The sequence below is a fragment of the Streptosporangium sp. NPDC000396 genome (genome assembly GCF_042898655.1).
Taxonomy (GTDB): domain Bacteria; phylum Actinomycetota; class Actinomycetes; order Streptosporangiales; family Streptosporangiaceae; genus Streptosporangium.
On the sequence record NZ_JBIAZA010000045.1, the window covers coordinates 14,801 to 36,204 of the forward strand.

Here is a 21,404-nt window from a genome sequence, read left to right on the forward strand (position 1 = left end):
TGATCATGGGGCGAACGCCTCCTTCCTGCGGATGAGGTACGGCCCCAGGGCCAGCAGGTCCACCGGCGCGGAGGCGAAACATTCCAGGGCGTCGCGGGGATCGTCGGCCATGGGCCGTCCCGCCGTGTTCAGGCTGGTGTTGACCACCACCGGCAGCCCGGTGCGCGCCTCGAACTCGCGCAGCATCCGGGCCAGCAGCGGATCGTCCGCCCGGTCCACGGTCTGGATCCTGGCGGTGCCGTCGACGTGCACCACGGCCGGGATGCGATCGCGCCACGCGGGCCGGACGTCATGCACGAAGAGCATGTAGGGGCTGGGGATCGGGCCCCGTTCGAAGATCTCGTGGGCCCGCTCGGCGAGCACCATCGGAGCGATCGGCCGGAGCCGCTCGCGGCCCTTGACCTCGTTCAGCCGCTCGGTGTTGGCGGCCCGCCCGGGGTGGGCGAGCAGCGAGCGACGGCCGAGCGCGCGCGGGCCGTACTCGCTGCGGCCCTGGAACCAGGCCACGATCCGGTCGGCGGCCAGTTCCGCCGCGACCGCCGCGGCCAGGTCGGCGGGCCGTTCGTACGGCACACGCGCCGTCTCCAGCCACGCCGCCAGCTCCTCCTCGTTCCAGTCCCGGCCCAGGGCGGCCCCCGGCATCGGCGCGGCCGGTTCACCGAAGGCCTGGGCCAGGTGCAGCGCCCCGCCCAGAGCGGTGCCGGCGTCGCCCGCCGCCGGCTGCACCCACAGCTCCTCGAAGGGTCCTTCGGCCAGCAGCCGCGTGTTGGCGACGCAGTTGAGCGCCACTCCCCCGGCCATGGTCAGGCATCGGTCGCCGGTGCGTTCGTGGAGCCATCGGGCTAGTTCCAGCAGCACCTCCTCCAGGCGCGCCTGGACGCTCGCCGCGAGGTCGGCGTGCTCGTCGGTCCAGGGCTCGCCCTTGCCGAGCGCCTTGGCGTAGCCGCCCCAGTCGACCGGCCCGATGTGGAATCCCCCGTCACTCGTCGTACGGATCAGCTCGCGCAGCTCGGCCAGGTGGCGCGGTTCGCCGTGGGAGGCCAGAGCCATGACCTGGTACTCGTCGCTGGAGCGCAGGAACCCCAGGTGCTCGGTGACCTCCTCGTACATCAACCCGAGCGAGTGCGGCAGTTTCTGCGTGGCCAGCACCGTCAGCTCCCCGTCCCGGTAGTGCCCGGCCAGGTGCGAGACCGCCTCGCCCCGCCCGTCGCAGACCAGCACGGCCGAGTCCCGGTACGGCGCGGCCAGGCCCGCCGAGGCCGCGTGCGCGACATGGTGGGGCACGTAGCGGACCTGGGAGCAGTCCAGGCCCGGCAGCGCGGCGGCCAGGAAGGCCGGGGCCCGGCGGGCGTAGGTGGTGCGCAGGTCCTCCCAGTTCCTGTCGAGGCCGGGCTGGCCTCGCCGTACCAGGTCCGGGTCGTAGGAGTAGGCGACGGCGTCCAGGTCCTCGGGCCGCAGACCCGCCTGTTCCAGGCACCAGGCGGCGGCGCGCTCGGGAAGTTCCCAGGCGGAGAACGGGACGGACCGTTTGCCGTGCTTGCGGCGGCTGAAGCGTTCCTCCTCCGCGGCCGCGACGATTTCCCCGTCGACCACCAGCGCCGCAGCCGGATCATGAAAGATCGCATTTATCCCGAGAAATTTCATGGATCCGCCTCTCGATGTGTAATTGATTAACTACCGAGAGTAGCGATTTTCTAACAAAAGCGCGAGGAAAAGTCCTGATAAAAGGGTCATATGTTGCCAAATGACACTTTCGGGGCTGCCGTACGATCCGAGCCCGCGCCCGGGAATCCCGGTCAGGCGACGACCAGCGCCTGGGGTGCGGCCTGCTTCATCCGGGTGCGCAGCCACAGCATCTGCGTGGCGGTCTCGCCCTCGCAGCGGCGGACGACCCTCAGCAACTCCTCGTCGCGGAGCCCCTGCGCGGCCTGCCCGACCAGCGTCCAGGAGACGTCGCATTCGGCGGCCATGAGATACAGGTCGTGCAGGTCGCGAAGCAGTCCCAGGCCGCCGGTGCGGGTTCCGGAGAACAGTGTGGAGTGCAGCCGCTCGGGTTCGTCCTCGGCCTGCTCGGAGTAGCTCCGGGCGAACGGTTCCAGCCTCCGGGCGTGGTCGTCGCACTGGGCGGCCAGCCGCTCACAGATGTGGCGGACGTCGGGTTCGTCGGGATGACCGCGGGCGACCTCGCGGAAGGCGGCGGCCAGCTCGTTCTGCGATCGGTGCAGCAACCCCAGGTAGTGAGCCAGGTGCATCGTCACTCCCCCTCAAGTCGTTGCGAGACCTCCGCCGAAGCTCCGCCGGTCGTCGCCGGAACGCGCGGGTCCGCGGGAGCGGCGGCGCCGACGGTGGGCGCGCCGGAGAGCACGCCTCCCGCTTCGGCGACCCTGGTCACCCGGACCGCCGCGACCTTGTAGATCGGCTGCCTGGAGACCGGGTCCCAGACGGTGGGCACCAGCTCGTTGGCGGCGCGGGGAGCCGCCGGGGCCGGGGCCGGGGGCGCCCTGGTCCCAGTAGCCGTAGTGGAACGGGACGAACACCACTCCCGGCCGCATCCCGCACAGCCGGGCTCTGGCCTGCAGCGCTCCCTGCGACGACTCCACCCGCAGCAGGTCGCCCTCGGCGAGCCCCAGGACGGCGGCGTCCGCGGGGCTGATCTCCACCCACGGCTGCGGCGCGGCGTCGTTCAGCTGGGCGGCCCGGCCGGTCTTGGTCCGCGTGTGAAAGTGTTGAACTCCTCCCCGGTCTGAAGGCCGGAGACTCTCCCGTCGCGTCGCGGTTAACCGGCGCGCGGGGGTTGACGCTTCGCAGACCGGGCAGCCCCGAGGTCTCCACGTCCTGACACCGCAGTTCCTGCGGCGTTGCGAATGTTGATCGCGGCGTTGGTGTCGGCGTGGCCGGTCCACCCGCACACGGGATTGGCGCATAAGAACCGGGTACCGTCCCGGCAGGCCGCGTCGCGGTGCCCGCACCGGTGGCAGGTGGCCGACGTGCCCGCGGCGGGGACCTTCACCACCCGCCCGCCGCGATCACGGGTCTTGTACTCCAGCAGGGTGACCGCGCCCCACCGCCGGTTGAGGCGCTTGATCTGCAGGTCGCGGGCCTGAGGAACGTCCACGGCCATCCGAGAGCGCAGCCGGGCCTTGCGCCTCGGACGGCCCGCCGGGTGGTCGGGATTGAAGAAGTTCGCCCACGCCTGCCGGTAGGCCTTCAACACCGCCTGAGCCGCCTGGGCGGGCAGTTGGCCCATCCAGTCGATCTCACGACGAGCCGCCCGGATCGCCTCGTCGCACTCCTTCGCCGTCGCGAGCCGGCCCTGCCGGAAGGTGGCGTATTCGTGCAGCAGGTTCCACAGGGCGCGGGCGGTGTGCGCCTGGCCGTCCAGCACCGCCGTCTGGGCCGCGCTCAACTCCAGGCGGGCCAGGTGCGCCCGCGTCTGTCTCACCTGCTCCACCCCCGGATCGTATCATTTGGTTTATGTCACCGAGATGGAAACCGAACCCCGAGGTGCGCACGGGACGGCACGTCGTCTACCACCTCCATGCTCATTTGGTATTCGTCACCAAGTACCGGCGCGGGGCCTTCACCGACCCGATGCTGGTCCGCTGCGAACAGATCATGCGGGAGGTCTGTGCCGACTTCGAGGCCGAACTTCGCGAGTTCAACGGCGAGGACGGCCACGTCCACCTGCTGGTCTGCTATCCGCCCAAGGTCGCCTTGTCCAGGCTGGTCAACTCGCTGAAGGGGGTCTCGGCTCGGCTGCTGCGCAAGGAGTTCGGCGCCCACGTCCGCACGCACCTGTGGGGTGATCGTTTCTGGTCGGGTTCCTACTTCGCCGGGTCGGTTGGCGGGGCCCCGCTGACCGTGCTCGAGCAGTACATCGAGCAGCAGAAACGGCCGGTCTGATCGGGGTGGGTGCCAATTCGCCCGGCGGCGAATCGGCTGTTGCTGCCCCGCTGGGCCGGACAGTCCGCTTCGCCCCCGGCCCGAAGGCCGGAGCATTGCGAACGGACCTGGTAGAAGCCGAAATGTCACCAGCCGCCCGGTCCGTCGAGCAGTTCCTTCGACCGCGCCACAATCCGGCCCATCACGGTGTCCCAGTCAGCCTCGACGAACTCGCCCCGCTCGCGCACCAGGGGACGGGTGAGCCGGTCAGGACTATTGACGGCCTGCCAGCCGTACAGGTCCTTGGGATCCAGCCGCCCGCGGTCGCGCCCGGACGCCGACACGGCAGCGTGCCGCCGGGCACCGCACCCGAGGCGTCCCGGCTACTGTCCCGCCTTGGTCGCGATCATCAGGGGGATCGCCGCGACCGCGACGACGCACAGCAGGACCATGTAGACCGTCCCCAGCGCGTTGGTGAAGCGGCCATTGACACTGTCGCCCATGTAGCCGGGATCGTTGGCGATCATCAAGACCGGCAGATAGGTGAGCGGAAGCGCGGCGGCCGAGAAGACAAGCGAGTATTCGGTCACCTTGATCGGATCAACGGTCGTCAGAATGAGCGCGGTGGCCACCACGACAGCCGCCAGAACCACCGCGTGAAAGCGGGCGGCATCGCGAGGAAGCACGAACTTGCCCCACTGCCAGCCGAAATACTGGCTGATCGTGTAACCGGACGACAACGCGGTCTCCAGCGTCGCGCCGAACGTCGCGGCGAACACACCGAAGATCACCATGACCAGGCCGATCTGGCCCAGCCCGATCCCGACCGGTAACAGCATCTGGCCCATCGTGCCGACCTGAGCCTGCACGGGCAGGAAGACCGTCGCCGCGCACCCGGCGATCGCGAGAGAGAGGAACCCGCCGAGCGGGAACCCGACGAAGACATTGGCCCGTTCGACGGCCAGGTCACGCCGGGTCCAGCGCTCCTCGACCCCGCCGGAGGAGAAGAAGAACACCTCGTAGGGAGTCATCGCGCCGCCGAGGAGGGCGATGGCGTAGTACCAGTAAGTCGGGGCGCCCTCATTCGCGGGCGGACGGGTGAGCTGGGCCGCCAGCTCACCCCAGTCGGGGCCAAGCCGCCACAGCGCGACAGCGAAGACGACCAGCGCGAGACCGGCCAGCCCGAAAACCCGCTCCATGGTCTCGAACTTCACCCGCCACATGACCAGCCACGCGGCCAGTGCCACGCCTGGCACCCAGAGCAGGTAGTTGACTCCCGTCGCCAGTTCCAGGGCGAGCGCCGCGCCGCCGATCTCAGCCGCCAGGGTGAGCACGTTGATGAAGAACGACGCGCCCAGATTGACCAGCCCGGCCCGCGGCCCCAGGCGCTCACGGACCAGGTCGAAAACCGGCCTTCCCGACGTCGCCGCGATCCTGCCGGACATCTCCGCGAACAGGCAGATCCCCACCACGCCCACCACGACCACCCAGGCCAGGGACATGCCGAACCGTGAGCCGACCAGAGCGTTGGCGACGAGGTCACCGATGTCGACGAACCCGCCGAAGGCCGTCAGAACACCGAGAGTGACAGCGAACAGCTTCTTCATCGCAGCCGCTCCCCCAGCTCGCGCAGCCGCCCGGCGAGCTCCTCCAGCTCTCCGGCCGCCCGAACGGGATCCTTGATCCCATCACGCCGGGCTTCGATCAGCAGGTCCTGAACCTTGTCCTCGGCCTGCGTGGTGAGGTCGAGCAACGACGTGCGCAGCCGGTCCGACGCGTCCGAGGGTGGTTGCACCCCTCCGAACTGGTCGTTCACGCTCCCCAGCTCACCGGCCGTCTCGGTCAGCGTCGTCTTGACATACGGCGCGAGCAGCCGATCCTCGTTGCGCACCGTCAAACGTGCCAGTTCGACGCTGGAAGCGGCGGCCTCGGCCGACTCGGCGGCCTTGAGCGCGTAGTCGTGGTCGCTCCAGGCGGGGCTGACGCACCCCGAGACCGTCAACACCAGCAGGATCAGCACCAGCGCTTTCATCCTCATCGTGCCCTGCGCAGCAGGAAGTAGCCCAGCGCCCCCAGAAGAGCGATGAGTTGACCCCAGGCCACAAGCAGCACCAGCCCCTCGTCCATCACATCCATCTCCTCCCCAACTACGCGGCCGTCATGCGAAGCGGAACAGGCGACCGCCGCACCTGCCCTGACCCCCGTGCCCGAAACCGGCGCCACGCACAATGAGGTACGGAAAGGCACCAGGAGTAAGGGGGCGTCATGGAAACCATCGCGATGATCGTTATGGACATGCTGAACCCGTACGACCATGACGACGCCGAGACGCTGGGAAAGAACGTCGAAAAGATCGTGGGACCACTCGCCCGGCTGATCGAGCAGGCCCACCGGCAGGACGACGTTGAACTGATCTACGTCAACGACAACCACGGCGACTTCGCCGCGACCCGCGACGACATCGAGGAAACCGCGCGCAAGGGCCGACGGCCCGACCTCGTCGAGCCGATCGTGCCGCCGCGGAACTGCGCTTTTCTCCCCAAGGTGCGCCACAGCGCGTTCTACGGAACATCGCTGGAATACCTGCTCCACCGCCTGAACCTGCGACGCGTCGTGCTGACCGGGCAGGTGACCGAGCAGTGCGTGCTGTACAGCGCCCTCGACGCCTACATCCGCCACTTCGCGATCCGGGTCGCACCCGACTGCGTCGCCCACATCCACCCCGACCTGGGAGAAGCAGCCCTGCGCATGATGGAGCGCAACATGGGAGCGGAGATCCTGCCCGCCCGCCGCATCCTGGAGGCCTGACGACCGGCTGTTCGGCGGCCGGGCAGGGGCGGACCTGCCGGTGCCGACGGCGGCGTCTCCGGAGCCGGGCAGGGGACCGGGGCTACGAGGATGCGGCGGCGAGAACGGCTTCGGCGGCGGAGGTGCGGGCGTAGAGCACCGAGCGACCGGCTCGGTGGGCGCTGACCAGGCCCGCGTCGCGCAGCGCGGTCAGATACTGGGACACCCCGGCCGCGGAGAGCCCGGTACGGCGGGCCAGCTCGGTGGTGGAGGCCGGAGCCTCCAGTTCGGTCAGCAGCAGGGTCCGCGAACGGCCGAGTACGGCGGCGATGGCGTCGGTCCTGGTGACGGGCCGGGATTCCCACAGCGAGCCGACGCCGCGCGCCGGATAGGCCAGCTGCGGCGGCTCCGGCGGTGTCACCTGGGTGAGCGGACCGGGTCCGGTGAAAGCCGAGGGAACCAGCAGCAGCCCCGCGCCCGACGTCTTCCGGGTCAGGGTCCGCTGCCGGCGTATCAACCGCAGCACGTTGTCGTCCCAGCTCACCGAGGGGTGCAGGTCGTTGAAGAGGCGGCCCGCGCCGTGCTCGGCAGCCTGCCGGGCCCGGTAGAAGACGTCGGCGTCGAGCACCGCCCGGATCCGCGCCCAGTAGGGGGCGAGCGCCAGCTCCCAATAGGTCCTTATCTCCTCCGTGACCCGGGCCAGGCAGGTCCGCGGCTCGGCGCGCAAGGTCCGCAGGCGGGGACCGAGACGCCCCTGGTGGTATTTCAGGTGGTCAAGGTCCTGGCGTACCCGGTCGGCGGGCGCGGCCTGGACCGCGGCCAGTTCCTCCGCCAGCGTGGGGGCCGGCCCGGCGGGCGCCGGGTTGAGGAAGTCGGGGACGTAACCCGAGGGCGGGATCAGCTCGGCGAGCCACCCCCGGTCCAGCCCGGCGGCCGCCACCCGTGGCCGTACCTGCTCGAGCCAGGACCGGTGCACGGGGCTCGCGGAGCCGGAGGCCAGCAGCCGGAAGCTGGTCCCGACCTCCCACATCGGCGAGACGGCGAACCGCATCTGCGCCAGGTCACTCGCCGAGAACGCCAGTTCCGCCAGGGTGATCACTCCATGGATTCAGACATTTCCTAATCAATGGCGGTCAGCCTACAGCGCCAGGATCATCCAGACATGACCTCAGAGACGATCACTGCGGCGGCATCGGGCACCTGGAAGCTCGGCGACCTGCCGGTCAACCGGATCGGTTTCGGCGCGATGCGCTTGACGCAGAAGGGCAGGGCGTTCACGCCCGACGCCGCCCCGAGCGACCGCGACCAGGCGATCAGGGTGCTGCGCCGCGCGGTTGAGCTCGGTGTGAACCACATCGACACCGCCGCGTTCTACTTCTCCCCGTTGCGTTCGGCCAACGAGCTGATCAATCAGGCTCTGGCCCCCTACCCGGACGATCTCGTCATCACCACCAAGGTCGGGCCGGGCCGGGACCCGTCGGGTGCGTGGCTGCCCCATGCCACCCCGGAGCGGCTGCGCGGCCAGGTCGAGGAGAACCTGCGCCAGCTCGGCCGTGACCACCTCGACGTGGTGAACCTGCGCATCGTGGGAACCGATTCGATCGCCGAGCGTTTCGGCGCGCTGGCCGAGCTGCGCGACGCCGGGCTCATCCGCCACCTGGGCATCTCCAACGTCCGCCCCGAGCACCTCGCCGAGGCCCAGGCCATCGCGCCGGTGGTCTGCGTGCAGAACCGGTACGGCATCGGCGCGGGGCCCGAGGAAGACGAGTTCCTGCGTGCCTGCGGTGAGCAGGGGGTCGCGTTCGTGCCGTTCTACGCGATCGCCGGTGACGGTCGCGAGGCGGGCGCGAGTGGCGCCGACAGCGACGAGGTGCTCGCCGTCGCGCGCGCACACGGGGCGAGCGCGGCGCAGGTCCGGCTGGCCTGGACGCTGCACCGTGGACCGCATGTGCTGGCCATCCCCGGCACCGGCGACCCGGATCACCTGGTCGAGAACGTGGCTGCGGGAACGCTGCGCCTCTCCGAGGACGAACTGGCCGTCCTGGACTCCTCGGGCGACCGGTGAGGGGCTGTCCGGCCGTCAGAACCAGAGGCCGCAGTGGTGGGCGGCCTTCATGTCGATCGGGCGTACGCTCTGCGGGCTGAACCCGAGTGCGCGATCGGCGGCGTCGAGGCGGGGCCAGGCCGTTCGGCCGAGGCCGCGTTCCTGGTGGCGGGCGCCGAAGGCCTGCAGACAAGCGTCCTGCTCGAACAGCACGCTCCCGAACAGGCCGTGGCCCTGATCGATCACCAGCTCGGCCGCGACTTCGCGCCCGCGGCCGACGGCTGAGGGCCGGCTCCTCGTCTCTGGTGTAGCGGGGTTCACCAGCGAGTTGAAGGTTGTCCGAGCAGACATCCAGCGTAGTGCGCCGGCTCTGAGGAAAAGTCTTCAACGTCAGTTCAATGAGACACTTGAAGGCATGAACGTCGGCAGCGGCGGTGACAGACCGGGGGAACCGGCTCGTCAGATGCCACGGGGATAAACCGGCTGCCCGGCGGGGAAAGAGACGCGGCGTCGGCGACCGCATCGAGCGTGACCGCCCGGCGAAGAAAAACCGCGTGACACCCGGCGCAGACTCCCCGGCCGCTTCCGTACGACATAAATCACCAGTCAAGGATGGAAAGGATTCCGTGCTCTCCAACCCCCAGGAAAGCAGTGTCCGGCACCACGACGACCTCCGCAGGTCGGATCACACCGCCGCGGACAGCCACGACCTCATCCAGGTCCGCGGCGCCAGAGAGAACAACCTGACCGGCGTCTCCCTCGACATCCCCAAGCGACGGCTCACCGTCTTCACCGGGGTCTCCGGCTCCGGCAAGTCCTCACTCGTCTTCGACACGATCGCCGCGGAGTCACGGCGGCTGATCAACGAGACCTACACGGCGTTCATCCAGAACTTCATGCCGAGTCTCAGCCGCCCGGATGTCGACTCGCTGCGCAACCTGAGCCCGGCGATCATCGTCGACCAGGAACGGATGGGCGCCAACGCACGCTCCACCGTGGGCACCGCCACCGACGCCCACACCATGCTGCGCATCCTGTTCAGCCGGCTCGGCACCCCTCACGTCGGCCCTCCCTTCGCCTTCAGCTTCAACAGGGCCGAGGGCATGTGCCCGGAATGCGAGGGGCTCGGCAAGGTCTCCGATATCGACGTCGACCAGCTGGTCGACAGGGAGCTGTCGCTGAACGACGGGGCGGTCAAGGTACCCGGATTCGCGGTGGACACCTGGTACTGGCAGCTGATGGCGCACTCGGGCCTGTTCGACCCCGCCCTCAAACTGAAGGACTACACCCCCGCCCAGTGGGAGGACTTCCTTCACAAGCCCGCCACCAAGGTCAAGATCGGATCGAGCAACCTCACCTACGAGGGGCTCGTCACCAAGGTCCGGAGGCTCTACCTCGCCAAGGACCGGGAGTCGATGCAGCCCCAGGCCCGCGCCTTCGCCGACCGGGCGGTCAAGCTCACCCGCTGCCCGGCCTGTGACGGCTCCCGGCTGAACGAGGCCGCCCGATCCTCCATGATCGACGGCCACAACATCGTGCGGTGCTCGGCCATGCAGATCAACGACCTGGCCGAATTCGTCAGGAACATCCAGGACGCCTCCGTGGGGCCGCTGCTGGAGACCCTTCGCGAAACACTGGACTCGCTGGTCGAGATCGGCCTCGGCTATCTGAGCCTCGACCGGGAGTCCTCGACGCTGTCCGGCGGTGAGGCCCAGCGCGTGAAGATGGTCCGGCACCTCGGTTCGAGCCTGACCGACGTCACCTACGTCTTCGACGAACCCACTGCCGGGCTTCATCCGCACGACATCCAGCGGATGAACGGCCTGCTGCTCCAGCTGCGCGACAAGGGCAACACGGTGCTCGTCGTGGAGCACAAGCCGGAGACGATCGAGATCGCCGACCACGTGGTCGACCTCGGCCCCGGTGCCGGTACGGCGGGCGGCCAGGTCTGCTTCGCCGGCGACCTGGCCGGGCTGCGGAAGTCCGGCACCCTGACCGGCCGTTACCTCGACCACCGCGTGGAACTGCGCCGGCAGGTACGCCGCCCCGGCGGGTGGCTGCCGATCGCGGGCGCCTCCCTGCACAACCTGCGGAACGTGAGCGTCGACATCCCCCTCGGCGTCCTCACCGTCGTCACCGGTGTCGCCGGGTCCGGCAAGAGCTCCCTGATCCACGGTTACGTCGCCGGGCAGGACGGCGTGGTCGTCGCCGACCAGTCGCCGATCCGCGGCTCCCGGCGGAGCAACCCGGCCACCTACACGGGACTGCTCGACCCGATCCGGGCGGCGTTCGCCAAGGCCAACGGTGTCAAGCCCGGCCTTTTCAGCGCCAACTCCGAGGGCGCCTGCCCCGCCTGCAAGGGCATCGGCCTGATCTACACCGACCTCGCCATGATGGCCGAGGTGGCGTCGGTGTGCGAGGAGTGCGAGGGGAAACGGTTCACCCCGAAAGTGCTGACGTACCAGCTGCGCGGCAAGAACATCAGCGAGGTCCTCGGCATGCCGGTGGCCGAGGCCCGCGAGTTCTTCACCACCGGCCAGGCCCGGGTGATCCTCGACCGCCTCGCGGCGGTGGGGCTCGGCTACCTCGGCCTCGGCCAGCCGCTCACCACGCTGTCCGGCGGTGAGCGGCAACGGCTCAAGCTCGCCATCCACATGGCGAAGAACGGCACGACCTACGTCCTGGACGAGCCGACCACCGGCCTGCACCTCGCCGACGTGGACCAGTTGCTCGCCCTGCTCGACCGCCTCGTCGACGACGGCAACACGGTCATCGTCATCGAGCACCACCAGGCCGTGATGGCCCACGCCGACTGGATCATCGACCTCGGTCCGGGAGCCGGTCACGACGGCGGCCAGATCGTCTTCACCGGCACCCCCGCCGAGCTCGTCGGCACCGGAACATCCCTCACGGCCGAGCATCTCCGCGGATACACCGGCCGGCCGTAGGACCTCGTCCCGGTGGCCCCCGGTCACGCGTCCGGCGTGGCCGGGAGCCACTTCGTCACGCGACCCGGCCCCGCATCCTTCCCGGGTGTCCTCGACCGGGTGAAATCGTCCGCGGCGCGGTCCCCACCGGCCGGCGAGCACCGTAGATCACAGCACGGCGGCCTTGGGCCGCCGGGGGGAGAGGGCGGAGACGACGGCGGCCATGAACTGTCCTGCCAGCAGTCCCTTGCGTACACGCATGAGAGGGTTGCTTTCGCTCATCGAATCGATTCGTTGCGGACCAGCGGGACGTCAGGCGGTGACGCCGCCGTCCACCGCGATGGAGGCGCCCGTGACGTACCGGCCTCCCTCACCGGCCAGGTGGGCGACGGTCGCGGCGATGTCCGCCGGTTCCCCGTAGTGCCCGAGGGCGGTGTAGGCGCTCTGAGCGTCGGCGCCCGGCCCGTGGGCGGGGTTCATGTCGGTGTCGATCGGGCCGGGGTGGATCACGTTGGCGGTGATGCCGCGCGGGCCGAGCTCGCGGGCGAGACCCTTGGTCAGCCCGGTGAGGGAGGTCTTGCTCAACGCGTACAGGGTGATGCCGGGGAAAGGCGTGCGGACGGCCAGGCAGCTGCCGATGTTGATGATCCGCCCGCCTTCGGTCATGTGCCCTGCCGCGGTCTGGGCGGCGATGAACGGCGCGCGCACGTTGACGGCGAGCACCCGGTCGAAGTCCTCCGGCCGCACGTCCTGGAAGGGCCCGAAGGGAAACACCCCGGCGTTGTTGACCAGGATGTCCAACCGGCCGAACTCACCGGCCGCCCGTTCCACGGCGTCCGCGACCGCCGCGGGGTCACCGGCGTCGGCCCGCAGGGCCATCGCCCGGCGCCCCAGAGCCTTGACCCGCTCCACCACGTCGTCGGCCTGGTCGGTGCTGTGCTGGTAGGTCAGCGCCACATCCGCCCCGTCCGCGGCCAGCCTGAGCGCGATCGCCTCGCCGATACCGCGGCTGCCGCCGGTCACCAGCGCCGCCTTGCCGTACAGCATTCCAGTCATGCCGAACTCCCATTGTGAGCGCGATCCAGGTGAGAGACGGTTCGCCGTCCCTCTCGTAGCCCCTTAAACCCCGCCACGCCTCATCCGGTTGCACGAGATCGCCGGGTGATTATTCGATGGATCCGTTTTCGGCGGGCCCCTAAAGTGACCGGGAGCCCGACGTCGTCACCGGGAACGGATCATGCGAACTCACTATCCCCGCACCGCGCACCTGCCCTGGTCTCCGGGGGCGACCTCGGACGACATGCGGGCCGGCGACCTGTCGGGGCTGGTGGGCCGGGAAGTCGTGGTCACCGAGAAACTCGACGGGGAGAACACGACCCTTTACTCCGACGGCCTGCACGCCCGCTCGCTGGACTCCGCGCATCACCCGTCCCGGGCGTGGGTCAAGGCGTTGCAGGGCCGGATAGCCTCTGCGATCCCGCGGGGCTGGCGGGTGTGCGGGGAGAACCTCTATGCCCGCCACTCGATCGAATACCGCGACCTGGAAAGCTGGTTCTATGGCTTCTCGGTCTGGGACGGTGACCGCTGCCTCGACTGGGACCGGACGGTGCGCTTCACCCGGCGCCTGGGGATCCCGGTCCCGCCGGTGCTGTGGCGCGGGGTCTTCGACGAGCGGGCGCTGCGGGCACTGCGGCTGGACACCTCGCGGCAGGAGGGGTACGTCGTGCGTACCGTCGAGGGGTTCGACCGGGAGGAGTTCGCCCGCCGGGTGGCCAAATGGGTTCGCCGGGAGCACGTCCAGACCGACACGCACTGGATGCTCGCCCCCGTCCAGGTGAACGCCCTGGGCCCGGCCGCCTCGCTGTGGGGGGTGCGTTCGGGAACCGCCGCCGATGTCCCGTCGCTGCTGGAGGTGGTGGGGGTGACCCCGTCCGAGCTGGGCGGGTCCGCCGAGCTCGCGCCCGCCGTCGAGCGGGCCGAGGCGGCGGCGTCCGACGCGCTCGCGAGACTCGATCTGCTGGGCCGGTTGGGAGACGCCCGGCTGGCGGGCGTGCTGGCGGCGGTGCTGCACGGCACGCGCCGTGCGTGGCTGGCGCCCCGGCTGGTGGCTCCGCTGGGCATGCCGCTGGCCCGGCGGGTCGCGGACCTGGTCGGGCTCCACACCGCGCTGCATCGTCCCTTCCCCGACGAGGAGCGCCGGGCCGGCCTGGTACGGCTGGCCGCCGCGGCCGACCTGGGGGTGCTGCACGCGGTCGCCGGAGCGGTCCTGGCCGGACGCGCCGACGAGGAGTCCGCCGACGCCCGCGAGCAGGTCGACTGGTCCGCGCTGCACGCCGAAGACGCCGGGCTGCTCGGGGAGACACCGTTGGGGCCGCTGCGGGCGGGCCTGCGCCGGGCGCTCGGCGACCGTGACGCCGACGTGGCCGACCGGTGCTGGGCGGAGGCGCGTGAGGCCTATGCCCTGGGCCGGATCACCACCGCCGAGGAGGCCGTGGCGCTGAGCTGGCGGTGGCGGTCCGGGACGTTCCCCCGGCTCGTCCACCTGGTGGGCCCGTCGGGCAGCGGCAAGAGCGGGTTCGCCGGCGGCCTTCCCGGCGCCGATGAGATCGTCTCCCTCGACGACCTGCGCGAAGCCCAGGGATCCCGGTCCGACCAGCGAGCCAATGCGGCCGTCCTCCGTGCGGGCCTGGACCGGCTCGACACCGCCCTGGCCGGCGGCGGGACCGTGATCTGGGACGCCACGTCCCTCAACCAGCACCAGCGAGCGCTGGTGCACGCCGTGGCACGCCGCCGCGACGCGCTGATCACACACGCGGTCCTGCTGATCGACGAGGACGAGCTGGTCCGGCGCAACGACGGCCGGACGCACCGGGTGCCGCCGGAGGTGCTCTCCGCGCAGCTCGCCCGCTTCTCCCCGCCCTACCCCGGCCAGGGGCACCGCACGTGGTACGTCGGACCGGCCGGAACCGTCGAGGACGTCGCCGGGACACTCGACGGTGAGGAGGAGTGATGCGCACGAGCGAGGAGATCTATCACCGGGTCCGCTGGGATCCGCGCTTCGACCCGGCCCGGTTCGTGCTGGGGATCAACGTGCGCGGAGCCGCTCCCAAACGGGTGCCCCTGCCCGCCTTCGTACCCGGAGGGGACATCCCGTGGCACCGGGTGCTGTTCGTCGAGGCGGACGGCGAGGTGGTCTGGGACCGGTCCGCGGGCGTGGACCGCATCGATTCGTCGGAGGCGGGCCGGGTGCGGGACCCGCGCCGGTTGCGGGCGCCGTTCTTCACGGCCAGGACACCGTACGCGTGGGATCCGGCGGCCGGATGGCGCCCGGCGGGCCGCATGTCCCGGCCGGCGCCGGCGGGTCTGCGGGTGCTGACCTGGAACACGCTGTGGGACCGCTACGACGGCGACCGGATCGACACCTCCCGGCGCAGGCCGCTGCTGCTGGCGGCCCTGGAACAGGCCGACGCCGACGTCATCGCGCTGCAGGAGGTCGAGGCCGAGCTGCTCGCCATGCTGCTCCAGGCGCGATGGGTTCGCTCCGGCTACGTCCTGGGCACCGACCCGGCCGGGAAGGACGTCGACGACAGCGGCCTGCTGCTGCTCAGCCGGGTGCCCGTGCGGGAGGCGGCCTGGCACGCCCTCGGCCTGCACAAGGCGGTCGCCGCCGTCACCGTCGAATCCGCCTCCGGGCCGGTGGTGGTGGCCACCACTCACCTGACCAGCGACCACTCCGCCGACGGCGCGGTCCGGCGGCAGTCCGAACTGGCCCGGCTGGCCGAGGGGCTGGCCGGGGTGGACGGCGACGTGATCGTGCTGGGCGACTTCAACGACGGCGGGGACGGGCCGGCGGGCGTGCTGGGGTTGCGTGACGCCTGGACCGAGGTGCGCGGACCCGACGACCGGACGCCCACGTTCGACCCGCGGGTCAATCCGCTGGCCGCGATCTCCTCGCTGTCCGGCCGGGCCTCCCGGCTGGACCGGGTACTGCTGCGCGCGGGTGGGCTGCGAGCGACCCGGGCGGTCCTGCGGGGCGACTCCCCCGGCCCGGAGGGGCTGTTCGTGTCGGACCACTACGGCGTGCAGGTGGACCTGGACGCCGGCCGGACGGAACCCACGGCTGTCCTCGACGTCTCGCCGACGGCCCGCACGGCGGTGGCCTGGATTCCGCCGGTGGAGCTGTGGCCGCCGATCCAGCGGGTCCGCCAGGAGCACGACCCGCAGATCCACCGCTGGCCGCCGCACGTCAACCTGCTCTTCGGGTTCGTGCCGGAGTCCGACTTCGAGCGGGCGGCCCCGCTGCTCGCGGCCGCGGCGGCCGAGACCCCGCCCTTCACCGCCCGCCTCGAAGGGGTGCACACCTTCGGCCACCGGGACGACACCACGGTCTGGCTCAACCCGGCGGCGGCCGGCCCGGCGCCGTGGGCGGAACTGCGCCGCGCGCTGGAGCGGCGTTTCCCCCGCTGCCTCGGCCGCGCCGACGGCTTCGTCCCGCACCTGACCCTGGGGCGGACCCGGGATCCGCACCGGCTCGCCGATTGCGCCGCCGGGCTGGGCCCCATGTCGGCGCGGGTCGGCGAGCTGGTCCTGCTCTCCCGCCGGGGTGAGGAGCCGATGCGGCCACGGGCGACGATCACCCTGGGAACGGGTGAGGTGCGATGGCTTCCGGTGCCCGACGCCGAGGAGCCGGCCCCGCCCGGCCGGGCGCACACCGCCGGGCAGCGCCCCTGGGCGCGCGTCGGCGAAGACGGCCCGGCGGAGGAGGACGGCTCCCAGGCCGCGCGGGCGCGTCAGGTCGCCCGGCGCCTGTCGGAGGCGCTGGGCGACGGGGTCGTGCACGTCGTCGGGTCACGGCGCCTGGGTTGCGCTCTGGCCGGGGCGGACCTGGATCTGGTGGCGGCGCTGCCGGGCGCCGTCGATCCGGAGCGGATTCAAGAGCGGGTGGCGGCGGCGCTGCCGGAGGCCGTCGGAATACGGCGGGTGGCCGGCGCCAGGGTGCCAGGCCTGCGGCTGCGCGTCGGCGACCTGAACGTCGACCTGGTCCTCGTCGCCACCGGGCAGATCGCCCCCGCCCAGGCGGTGGCCCGCCGAGCCCGGCTGGACGAGGCGGCCGCGGTGGCGTTGAGCGCGGTCGGCGACGCGGACGCGGTGCTCGCCGCCACCGGCGGCAACCGCGCCGGTTTCACCAGGCTGGCCAGGGAGGTGAAGACGTGGGCGAAAGCGCGCGGGCTGGACTCGGCCCCGTTCGGCGGGCCGCCGGGCCTGGCCTGGACCGTGCTGGCGGCGCGGACGGCACGCGAGGCCGAAGACCTTCCCGCCGGTGACCTGCTGCGGCACTTCTTCGCGACCTGGGCCGCCTGGGACTGGGGGCAGCCGGTCAGTCTCCTGGCCGGCTCCGCCGCGCCCGGGAAGACCGGCTCCGGAGCGATGGTGTCGATCATGACTCCGACCGAGCCGGTCCGGCCCTGCACCGAGCAGGTCGGTCCCGGCGGGCGGGACCTGCTGACCCAGGAGCTCTACCAGGCGTGGGAAATCCTGGAGGCGGCGGCGGAGACCGGCGCCGATCCCTGGCCCGAGCTGCTGTCGCCGCCACCGCTGCACCGGCGGCACGCGGCATGGGCGGTGCTGACCGTGCGGTCGGGGTCGGACGAGAGGTTCGACGTCGCTTTGGGCCGCTTCCGTGGCAGGGTGCGGGCGCTGCTCACCGCCCTGGAACTCGCCGGATCGGCGGACGCGCAGGCCTGGCCCCGGCCGTTCGAGACCGGCCCGGGGTCGGCGCGGTATGCGGTCGGGCTCGGCCGTACGCCGCCGGACGCCGCCCGGCTCGCCGAGATCGCCGGGAGGTGGGTCAGGGGCCTGCCCGAGGTCGAGGTCGAATGGGCGGAGTGCGGCGCCGTACCAACGCTGCGCTGACCGGACGGCCGGCAGGCATGGAGGCCGGCCACACCCAAAAAGCCAAAGATTTGTTTGACATCAGAATATGTCAAAGATAGCTTTGACATATGAAGATCAGTGACCCGCGCGCCATGCGCGCGCTGGCCCACCCGCTGCGACTGGACCTGATCGACCTGCTGAGCCGGATCGGCCCGGCCACGGCGGCCGTCTGCGCCCGGCATCTGGGCACGACCCAGGCCTCGTGCTCCTTCCACCTGCGCCAGCTCGCCAAATACGGCTACGTCGTCGAGGCCGAGAGCGAAGACCAGCGAGAGCGGCCCTGGCGGGTCGCCGACATGGAACAGAGCTGGTCGTCGAGCACGGACGGGGTCGCGGCGGCCGAGCTGGAACGGGTCTTCGTCGAACGCGAGGCCACGAGACTCCTCGACTGGGCGCAGGCCCGCCCGCACGCTCCCAAGGAGTGGCGCGAGGCCGCCTTCCTCAGCGGCGTCACCGCGCCGCTGACCGCGCAGGAGCTCGACGAGCTCGGCGATCGGCTCCTTGAGGTGCTGGCTCCGTACATCGAACGGACCATGGGCCGCGCACCCGTCCCGGACGACGCCCGATTCGTCCGGATCCTGCTCACTGGAGCCCCTCTCCCCGACTCCCCCGACTCCCCCGGCTCCCCGCCCTCCCTCGGCTGACTCCCTGCTCTCCCTCCCCCGACTCCCCGCCCTCCCTCGGCTGACTCCCCGGCCGGCGAAAGGTCGAACGTGACCGCTCTGCGCAACCCCCTCTTCCGGCGCCTCCTGGCCGGTGACCTCGTCTCCAGCTTCGGAGACAGCGCGCTCTACCTCTCCCTCGGCATCTGGGCCAAGGACCTCACCGGCTCCGACTCCGCCGCGGGACTGATCTTCCTCTTCCTCGCCCTGCCCGGCGTGATCTCCCCGCTCTACGGCCACCTCGTGGACCGCGTCCGCCGCAAGCCGCTGCTGATCGCGATGTACGGCACGATGGCCCTCGTCGTCCTGTCCCTGGCCCTGGTCCGCTCCGCCGACCAGATCTGGATCCTCTACGCCGTCGCGCTCGCCTACGGGGTCACCTTCTCCGTCCCCGCCTACGGCGCGCTGCTGAAGGACATCCTGCCCTCGGCCGAAGCGGCGAGCGCCCGCGCGACCCTGATCACGGTACGGCAGGGCGTCCGGATCGCCTCACCCGTCATCGGCGCCGGCATCTACCAGGGCTTCGGCGGCGGAACGCTCGCGGTCGTCGACGCCGCGACGTTCGCGGTCGCGATCCTCACCCTGGCCTCGCTGAAGGTCGCCGAGTCCGAACCGGAGCCCGCCGGCGAGCCCTTCCTGCCGGCCGTCACCGCCGGATTCCGATACCTGTGGCGCGTGCCGCTCCTGCTCAGGCTGGCCCTCGCCGAGACGATCTTCATGGCCGCCACGGGCCTGATGGACACGGCCGTGTTCGCCGCCATCGACCAAGGCCTGGGGAAACCCGCCGCCTTCTTCGGCGTCCTGACCACCGTCCAGGGCGCGGGCTCCGTCGCCGGCGGCGTACTGGCGGGATTCCTGGTCAGGCGCCTCGGCGAGGCCCGCGGTTCGAGCATCGGCTACGCGGCCTTCGCCCTGGGCGCGGGGGTCTTCCTGACGCCGTCACTCGTCCTGTTCCTCGCCGGAGCGGCGATCTACGGCCTGGCGATCCCCATCTTCAGCGTCGCCCTCGGCACCGCGCAGCACCTGTACGTCCCCGCCCGGCTCCAGGGCCGCGTGGGCGCGGCCACCGGCATGCTCTCCACCGTCACCCAGTCCGCCTCCATCACCGCAGGAGCGGCGCTGATCGGGATCGTCGACTACCGCTTCATGTACGCCCTGATCGCCCTGACGGCTCTGGGCTGCGCCGCGCTCATCCTGCTCCGCCCGGCTCCCCTGCCCGACGTCGTCCCCTCCGTCGCCGACGAGCAGGCCGCCTGCCGCGTGTGAGCCGCGCCCGGGGCAGAAAACCATGCTCAGGGCGAGAAGCCGTACCTTCCGTGCAGGCGGACGAACCTGGCCAGCGTGAGGACCTGCCGGCGTTCCAGGCCGGTGGCGGTGCGCCGGAACAGGACGACCTCCTCCTGTCCGCCCGGCCCGATGGGCTGCACGAGGCGGCCGCCGGGCCGCACCTGCTCGACCAGCGGCGGGGGGACGTCGGGGAACGCGGCCGACACGATGACGGCGTCGTACGGAGCACGGTCCGGCACGCCGCAACTGCCGTCTCCGACGAGGACGTCGACGTTGCGGACCCCGTGCCGGGCGAGGTTTCGCCGCGCCTGCCGGGCGAGGTCCGGCCACCGCTCGACGCTCACGACATCGGCGGCCATGCGGGCGAGCAGCGCGGTCTGGAAGCCGAGGCCCGTGCCGATCTCAAGCACGTGTTCGTCCCCGGTGAGTCCCAGGCCTTCGATCATCCTCGCCGACAGCGAGGGCTGCGTGGTCACCTGTTCGTGCGCGATCGGGATGGGGTCGTCCTGGTAGGCGTCCGCGGTATGGCCTGCGGGGACGAATCCCGCTCGGGGCGTCTCCCGCATGGCCTGGAGCAGGCGCTCGTCGCGGACGCCCGCCGCCCGGACCGCCCGGACGAGGTCTTCGGCGGAGGTGCTCCCGGTGGCGTCCACCGCGTTCACGTCCGCCGGAGGGTGAGCGCGCCGCCGGGATCCCGGTCGACGTGTGATCCGAAGTCGCGGCTGATGCGGTTGAGAACCGCCCGAAGCCACTCGGAGTCGTCGTTCCCGGCGTGGTGGAGCCGCATCCGCCGGGCCTGCATGGGCACCATGCGCAGCTCGGTCAGCCGTCCGGAACCCGGCTCCATCGACACGAGGTACAGCAACCGCAGGTCGTCGCGATACTCCTCGTAACCGGCGATGCCCTCGTAGTCGTCGACGAAGTCGCCGCTGCCGTACAGGATGAGCCTGCCGCGATACACCTCCACGGGGCGGGGATGGTGCGAGGAGTGCCCGTGCACGACGTCGACACCGCCGTCGACCAGCGCGTGGGCGAAGCGGACCTGCTCGCGGGCGAGGTGGTAACCCCAGTTGGAGCCCCAGTGAACGGAGACGACCGCGATGTCGCCCGGTCCCTTGACCCGCCGCACCCGTCCGACGACCTCGGCCGCGCGGGCGTCCGACAGCGCGGGCACGAAGTCGACGCCGGACCGGTCCGGGGCCGCCGCCCATCCCGGTGGAATGCCGCTGGACTCCATCCCGAACGAGAAGATCAGGATTCGCCCGCCACCGGCCGTGACAACGGCGGGCCGCCGTGCCTCGTCGGCGTCCCGTCCCGCCCCCACCGCCCACAGCCCCGCACCGGCCAAGGCGTCGAGTGACTCTTCGAGTCCCAGGCGGCCGAAGTCCAGCACGTGGTTGTTCGCCAGCACGCAGGCGTCGGGCCGGACCGCGGCCAGGCAGGGAATGTTGGCTGGATTCATCCGGTAGTGCACGGACTTTCCCGGCGCGAACTCGTTGCTTCGCGTGACGCTCGTCTCCAGGTTCACCACCCGGGCGTCGGGCGCGGCCTCCTCAAGCACCGGCAGGGCCTCTCCCCAGGGCCAGGAGAAGTCCACCGGGCGGGGAATCCGGCCGTTCACCGCCTCCGCCAGCTCGACGTAGGCCCGGGCGTCCCGGAAGCACATCTCTCGCAGCGCCGGGTCACCGGGGTACGGCAGGATCTGGTCGACGCCGCGGCCGAGCATGACGTCGCCGCAGAGGAACAACGTCACCTGATCGGCGCGCATGCTTCCATGCTAGGCCTGACCAGGCCGTTCACGCGTCGTCTCACGCGTGCCGGGAGGGTCGGGCGCGGGGGTGGCGAGGAACGGGATCGTCTCGGGACCGGGCATCCGCGTCG

At 71.2% G+C, this 21,404-nt stretch carries 20 protein-coding genes and 1 pseudogene; 9 read left to right on the forward strand and 12 right to left on the reverse strand.

Annotation, left to right across the window (positions count from 1 at the left end; translation table 11 throughout):
• Nucleotides 1-3 precede the first annotated feature (3 nt).
• From ACFY2X_RS43320 to ACFY2X_RS43340, 5 genes and pseudogenes are all read right to left on the reverse strand, one after another.
• On the reverse strand, nucleotides 4-1,644 hold the full coding sequence (locus tag ACFY2X_RS43320) for a carbamoyltransferase (protein ID WP_389950014.1): 1,641 nt from the start codon (nucleotides 1,642-1,644) through the stop codon (nucleotides 4-6).
• Nucleotides 1,645-1,796: 152 nt separating this feature from the next.
• On the reverse strand, nucleotides 1,797-2,252 hold the full coding sequence (locus ACFY2X_RS43325) for a hypothetical protein (RefSeq protein WP_389950016.1): 456 nt from the start codon (nucleotides 2,250-2,252) through the stop codon (nucleotides 1,797-1,799).
• Between the two features lie 2 nt (nucleotides 2,253-2,254).
• Nucleotides 2,255-2,452 carry a hypothetical protein gene (locus ACFY2X_RS43330; protein WP_389950133.1) on the reverse strand — a complete coding sequence of 66 codons (198 nt, stop codon included), beginning with the start codon at nucleotides 2,450-2,452 and terminating at the stop codon, nucleotides 2,255-2,257.
• Nucleotides 2,453-2,510: 58 nt separating this feature from the next.
• Nucleotides 2,511-2,717: pseudogene (locus tag ACFY2X_RS43335) on the reverse strand (molybdopterin dinucleotide binding domain-containing protein); the annotation flags it as partial.
• Between the two features lie 59 nt (nucleotides 2,718-2,776).
• Entirely contained in the window at nucleotides 2,777-3,451 is a 675-nt protein-coding gene (locus ACFY2X_RS43340) for a zinc ribbon domain-containing protein (protein ID WP_389950018.1), read from the reverse strand.
• A 23-nt stretch (nucleotides 3,452-3,474) separates the two neighbouring features.
• On the opposite strand from ACFY2X_RS43340, the gene tnpA reads away from it, so the two are divergent.
• Nucleotides 3,475-3,903, forward strand: coding sequence for an IS200/IS605 family transposase (gene tnpA / locus ACFY2X_RS43345; RefSeq protein ID WP_389950021.1), 429 nt, complete (start codon nucleotides 3,475-3,477; stop codon nucleotides 3,901-3,903).
• Between the two features lie 125 nt (nucleotides 3,904-4,028).
• Here the strand turns inward: tnpA and ACFY2X_RS43350 are convergent, their stop codons facing one another.
• The 3 genes from ACFY2X_RS43350 to ACFY2X_RS43360 are packed head-to-tail and all read right to left on the reverse strand — an operon-like array spanning nucleotide 4,029 to nucleotide 5,920.
• The gene (locus tag ACFY2X_RS43350; protein WP_389950024.1) at nucleotides 4,029-4,226 is read right to left on the reverse strand and encodes a hypothetical protein; all 198 of its coding nucleotides are present in this window, start codon (nucleotides 4,224-4,226) and stop codon (nucleotides 4,029-4,031) included.
• A gap of 39 nt (nucleotides 4,227-4,265) precedes the next feature.
• Entirely contained in the window at nucleotides 4,266-5,489 is a 1,224-nt protein-coding gene (locus tag ACFY2X_RS43355) for an NRAMP family divalent metal transporter (protein ID WP_389950027.1), read from the reverse strand.
• Nucleotides 5,486-5,920: a hypothetical protein gene (locus ACFY2X_RS43360; RefSeq protein ID WP_389950029.1), complete on the reverse strand. Its 435-nt coding sequence runs from the start codon at nucleotides 5,918-5,920 to the stop codon at nucleotides 5,486-5,488. Before ACFY2X_RS43360 ends, ACFY2X_RS43355 begins: the two co-directional genes overlap by 4 nt.
• A gap of 227 nt (nucleotides 5,921-6,147) precedes the next feature.
• Between ACFY2X_RS43360 and ACFY2X_RS43365 the strand changes: the two genes are divergently transcribed.
• On the forward strand, nucleotides 6,148-6,690 hold the full coding sequence (locus ACFY2X_RS43365; RefSeq protein WP_389950031.1) for a cysteine hydrolase family protein: 543 nt from the start codon (nucleotides 6,148-6,150) through the stop codon (nucleotides 6,688-6,690).
• Between the two features lie 82 nt (nucleotides 6,691-6,772).
• Here the strand turns inward: ACFY2X_RS43365 and ACFY2X_RS43370 are convergent, their stop codons facing one another.
• Nucleotides 6,773-7,768: an ArsR/SmtB family transcription factor gene (locus ACFY2X_RS43370; protein ID WP_389950033.1), complete on the reverse strand. Its 996-nt coding sequence runs from the start codon at nucleotides 7,766-7,768 to the stop codon at nucleotides 6,773-6,775.
• A 63-nt stretch (nucleotides 7,769-7,831) separates the two neighbouring features.
• On the opposite strand from ACFY2X_RS43370, the gene ACFY2X_RS43375 reads away from it, so the two are divergent.
• From ACFY2X_RS43375 to ACFY2X_RS43385, 3 genes are all read left to right on the forward strand, one after another.
• A complete protein-coding gene (locus tag ACFY2X_RS43375; RefSeq protein WP_389950036.1) occupies nucleotides 7,832-8,734 on the forward strand; it encodes an oxidoreductase in 903 nt (300 codons plus the stop codon).
• A gap of 36 nt (nucleotides 8,735-8,770) precedes the next feature.
• Nucleotides 8,771-8,998, forward strand: a complete 228-nt coding sequence (locus ACFY2X_RS43380) for a hypothetical protein (RefSeq protein ID WP_389950039.1) — start codon at nucleotides 8,771-8,773, stop codon at nucleotides 8,996-8,998.
• A 341-nt stretch (nucleotides 8,999-9,339) separates the two neighbouring features.
• Nucleotides 9,340-11,661, forward strand: coding sequence for an ATP-binding cassette domain-containing protein (locus ACFY2X_RS43385; RefSeq protein WP_389950042.1), 2,322 nt, complete (start codon nucleotides 9,340-9,342; stop codon nucleotides 11,659-11,661).
• 291 nt (nucleotides 11,662-11,952) lie between these two features.
• On the opposite strand, the gene ACFY2X_RS43390 is transcribed toward ACFY2X_RS43385, so the two are convergent.
• A complete protein-coding gene (locus ACFY2X_RS43390) occupies nucleotides 11,953-12,696 on the reverse strand; it encodes an SDR family NAD(P)-dependent oxidoreductase (RefSeq protein ID WP_389950045.1) in 744 nt (247 codons plus the stop codon).
• A 181-nt stretch (nucleotides 12,697-12,877) separates the two neighbouring features.
• Between ACFY2X_RS43390 and ACFY2X_RS43395 the strand changes: the two genes are divergently transcribed.
• The 4 genes from ACFY2X_RS43395 (at nucleotide 12,878) to ACFY2X_RS43410 (ending at nucleotide 19,502) form a co-directional block, all read left to right on the forward strand.
• Nucleotides 12,878-14,650, forward strand: coding sequence for an RNA ligase family protein (locus tag ACFY2X_RS43395; RefSeq protein ID WP_389950047.1), 1,773 nt, complete (start codon nucleotides 12,878-12,880; stop codon nucleotides 14,648-14,650).
• The gene (locus ACFY2X_RS43400) at nucleotides 14,650-17,553 is read left to right on the forward strand and encodes a poly(A) polymerase (RefSeq protein ID WP_389950051.1); all 2,904 of its coding nucleotides are present in this window, start codon (nucleotides 14,650-14,652) and stop codon (nucleotides 17,551-17,553) included. Before ACFY2X_RS43395 ends, ACFY2X_RS43400 begins: the two co-directional genes overlap by 1 nt.
• A gap of 89 nt (nucleotides 17,554-17,642) precedes the next feature.
• Nucleotides 17,643-18,218, forward strand: a complete 576-nt coding sequence (locus tag ACFY2X_RS43405) for an ArsR/SmtB family transcription factor (protein WP_389950054.1) — start codon at nucleotides 17,643-17,645, stop codon at nucleotides 18,216-18,218.
• A gap of 69 nt (nucleotides 18,219-18,287) precedes the next feature.
• A complete protein-coding gene (locus ACFY2X_RS43410; RefSeq protein ID WP_389950057.1) occupies nucleotides 18,288-19,502 on the forward strand; it encodes an MFS transporter in 1,215 nt (404 codons plus the stop codon).
• Between the two features lie 26 nt (nucleotides 19,503-19,528).
• Here ACFY2X_RS43410 and ACFY2X_RS43415 read toward each other — a convergent pair whose 3' ends face one another.
• Together ACFY2X_RS43415 and ACFY2X_RS43420 are read right to left on the reverse strand one after the other, a co-directional pair.
• Nucleotides 19,529-20,185 (reverse strand): protein-L-isoaspartate(D-aspartate) O-methyltransferase, encoded by a 657-nt coding sequence (locus tag ACFY2X_RS43415; RefSeq protein ID WP_389950059.1) that lies wholly within the window; start codon nucleotides 20,183-20,185, stop codon nucleotides 19,529-19,531.
• Nucleotides 20,182-21,291: a CapA family protein gene (locus ACFY2X_RS43420; protein WP_389950062.1), complete on the reverse strand. Its 1,110-nt coding sequence runs from the start codon at nucleotides 21,289-21,291 to the stop codon at nucleotides 20,182-20,184. The genes ACFY2X_RS43415 and ACFY2X_RS43420 overlap by 4 nt, the downstream gene beginning before the upstream one ends.
• Between the last annotated feature and the right edge of the window lie 113 nt (nucleotides 21,292-21,404).

Bases quoted from the DNA above. Each gene is read 5' to 3' on its own strand.
- ACFY2X_RS43320 (WP_389950014.1), bottom strand. From the start codon at position 1,644: ATGAAATTTCTCGGGATAAATGCGATCTTTCATGATCCGGCTGCGGCG.
- ACFY2X_RS43325 (WP_389950016.1), bottom strand. From the start codon at position 2,252: ATGCACCTGGCTCACTACCTGGGGTTGCTGCACCGATCGCAGAACGAG.
- tnpA (WP_389950021.1), top strand. From the start codon at position 3,475: ATGTCACCGAGATGGAAACCGAACCCCGAGGTGCGCACGGGACGGCAC.
- ACFY2X_RS43355 (WP_389950027.1), bottom strand. From the start codon at position 5,489: ATGAAGAAGCTGTTCGCTGTCACTCTCGGTGTTCTGACGGCCTTCGGC.
- ACFY2X_RS43360 (WP_389950029.1), bottom strand. From the start codon at position 5,920: ATGAGGATGAAAGCGCTGGTGCTGATCCTGCTGGTGTTGACGGTCTCG.
- ACFY2X_RS43365 (WP_389950031.1), top strand. From the start codon at position 6,148: ATGGAAACCATCGCGATGATCGTTATGGACATGCTGAACCCGTACGAC.
- ACFY2X_RS43375 (WP_389950036.1), top strand. From the start codon at position 7,832: ATGACCTCAGAGACGATCACTGCGGCGGCATCGGGCACCTGGAAGCTC.
- ACFY2X_RS43390 (WP_389950045.1), bottom strand. From the start codon at position 12,696: ATGACTGGAATGCTGTACGGCAAGGCGGCGCTGGTGACCGGCGGCAGC.
- ACFY2X_RS43395 (WP_389950047.1), top strand. From the start codon at position 12,878: ATGCGAACTCACTATCCCCGCACCGCGCACCTGCCCTGGTCTCCGGGG.
- ACFY2X_RS43400 (WP_389950051.1), top strand. From the start codon at position 14,650: ATGCGCACGAGCGAGGAGATCTATCACCGGGTCCGCTGGGATCCGCGC.
- ACFY2X_RS43405 (WP_389950054.1), top strand. From the start codon at position 17,643: ATGAAGATCAGTGACCCGCGCGCCATGCGCGCGCTGGCCCACCCGCTG.
- ACFY2X_RS43420 (WP_389950062.1), bottom strand. From the start codon at position 21,291: ATGCGCGCCGATCAGGTGACGTTGTTCCTCTGCGGCGACGTCATGCTC.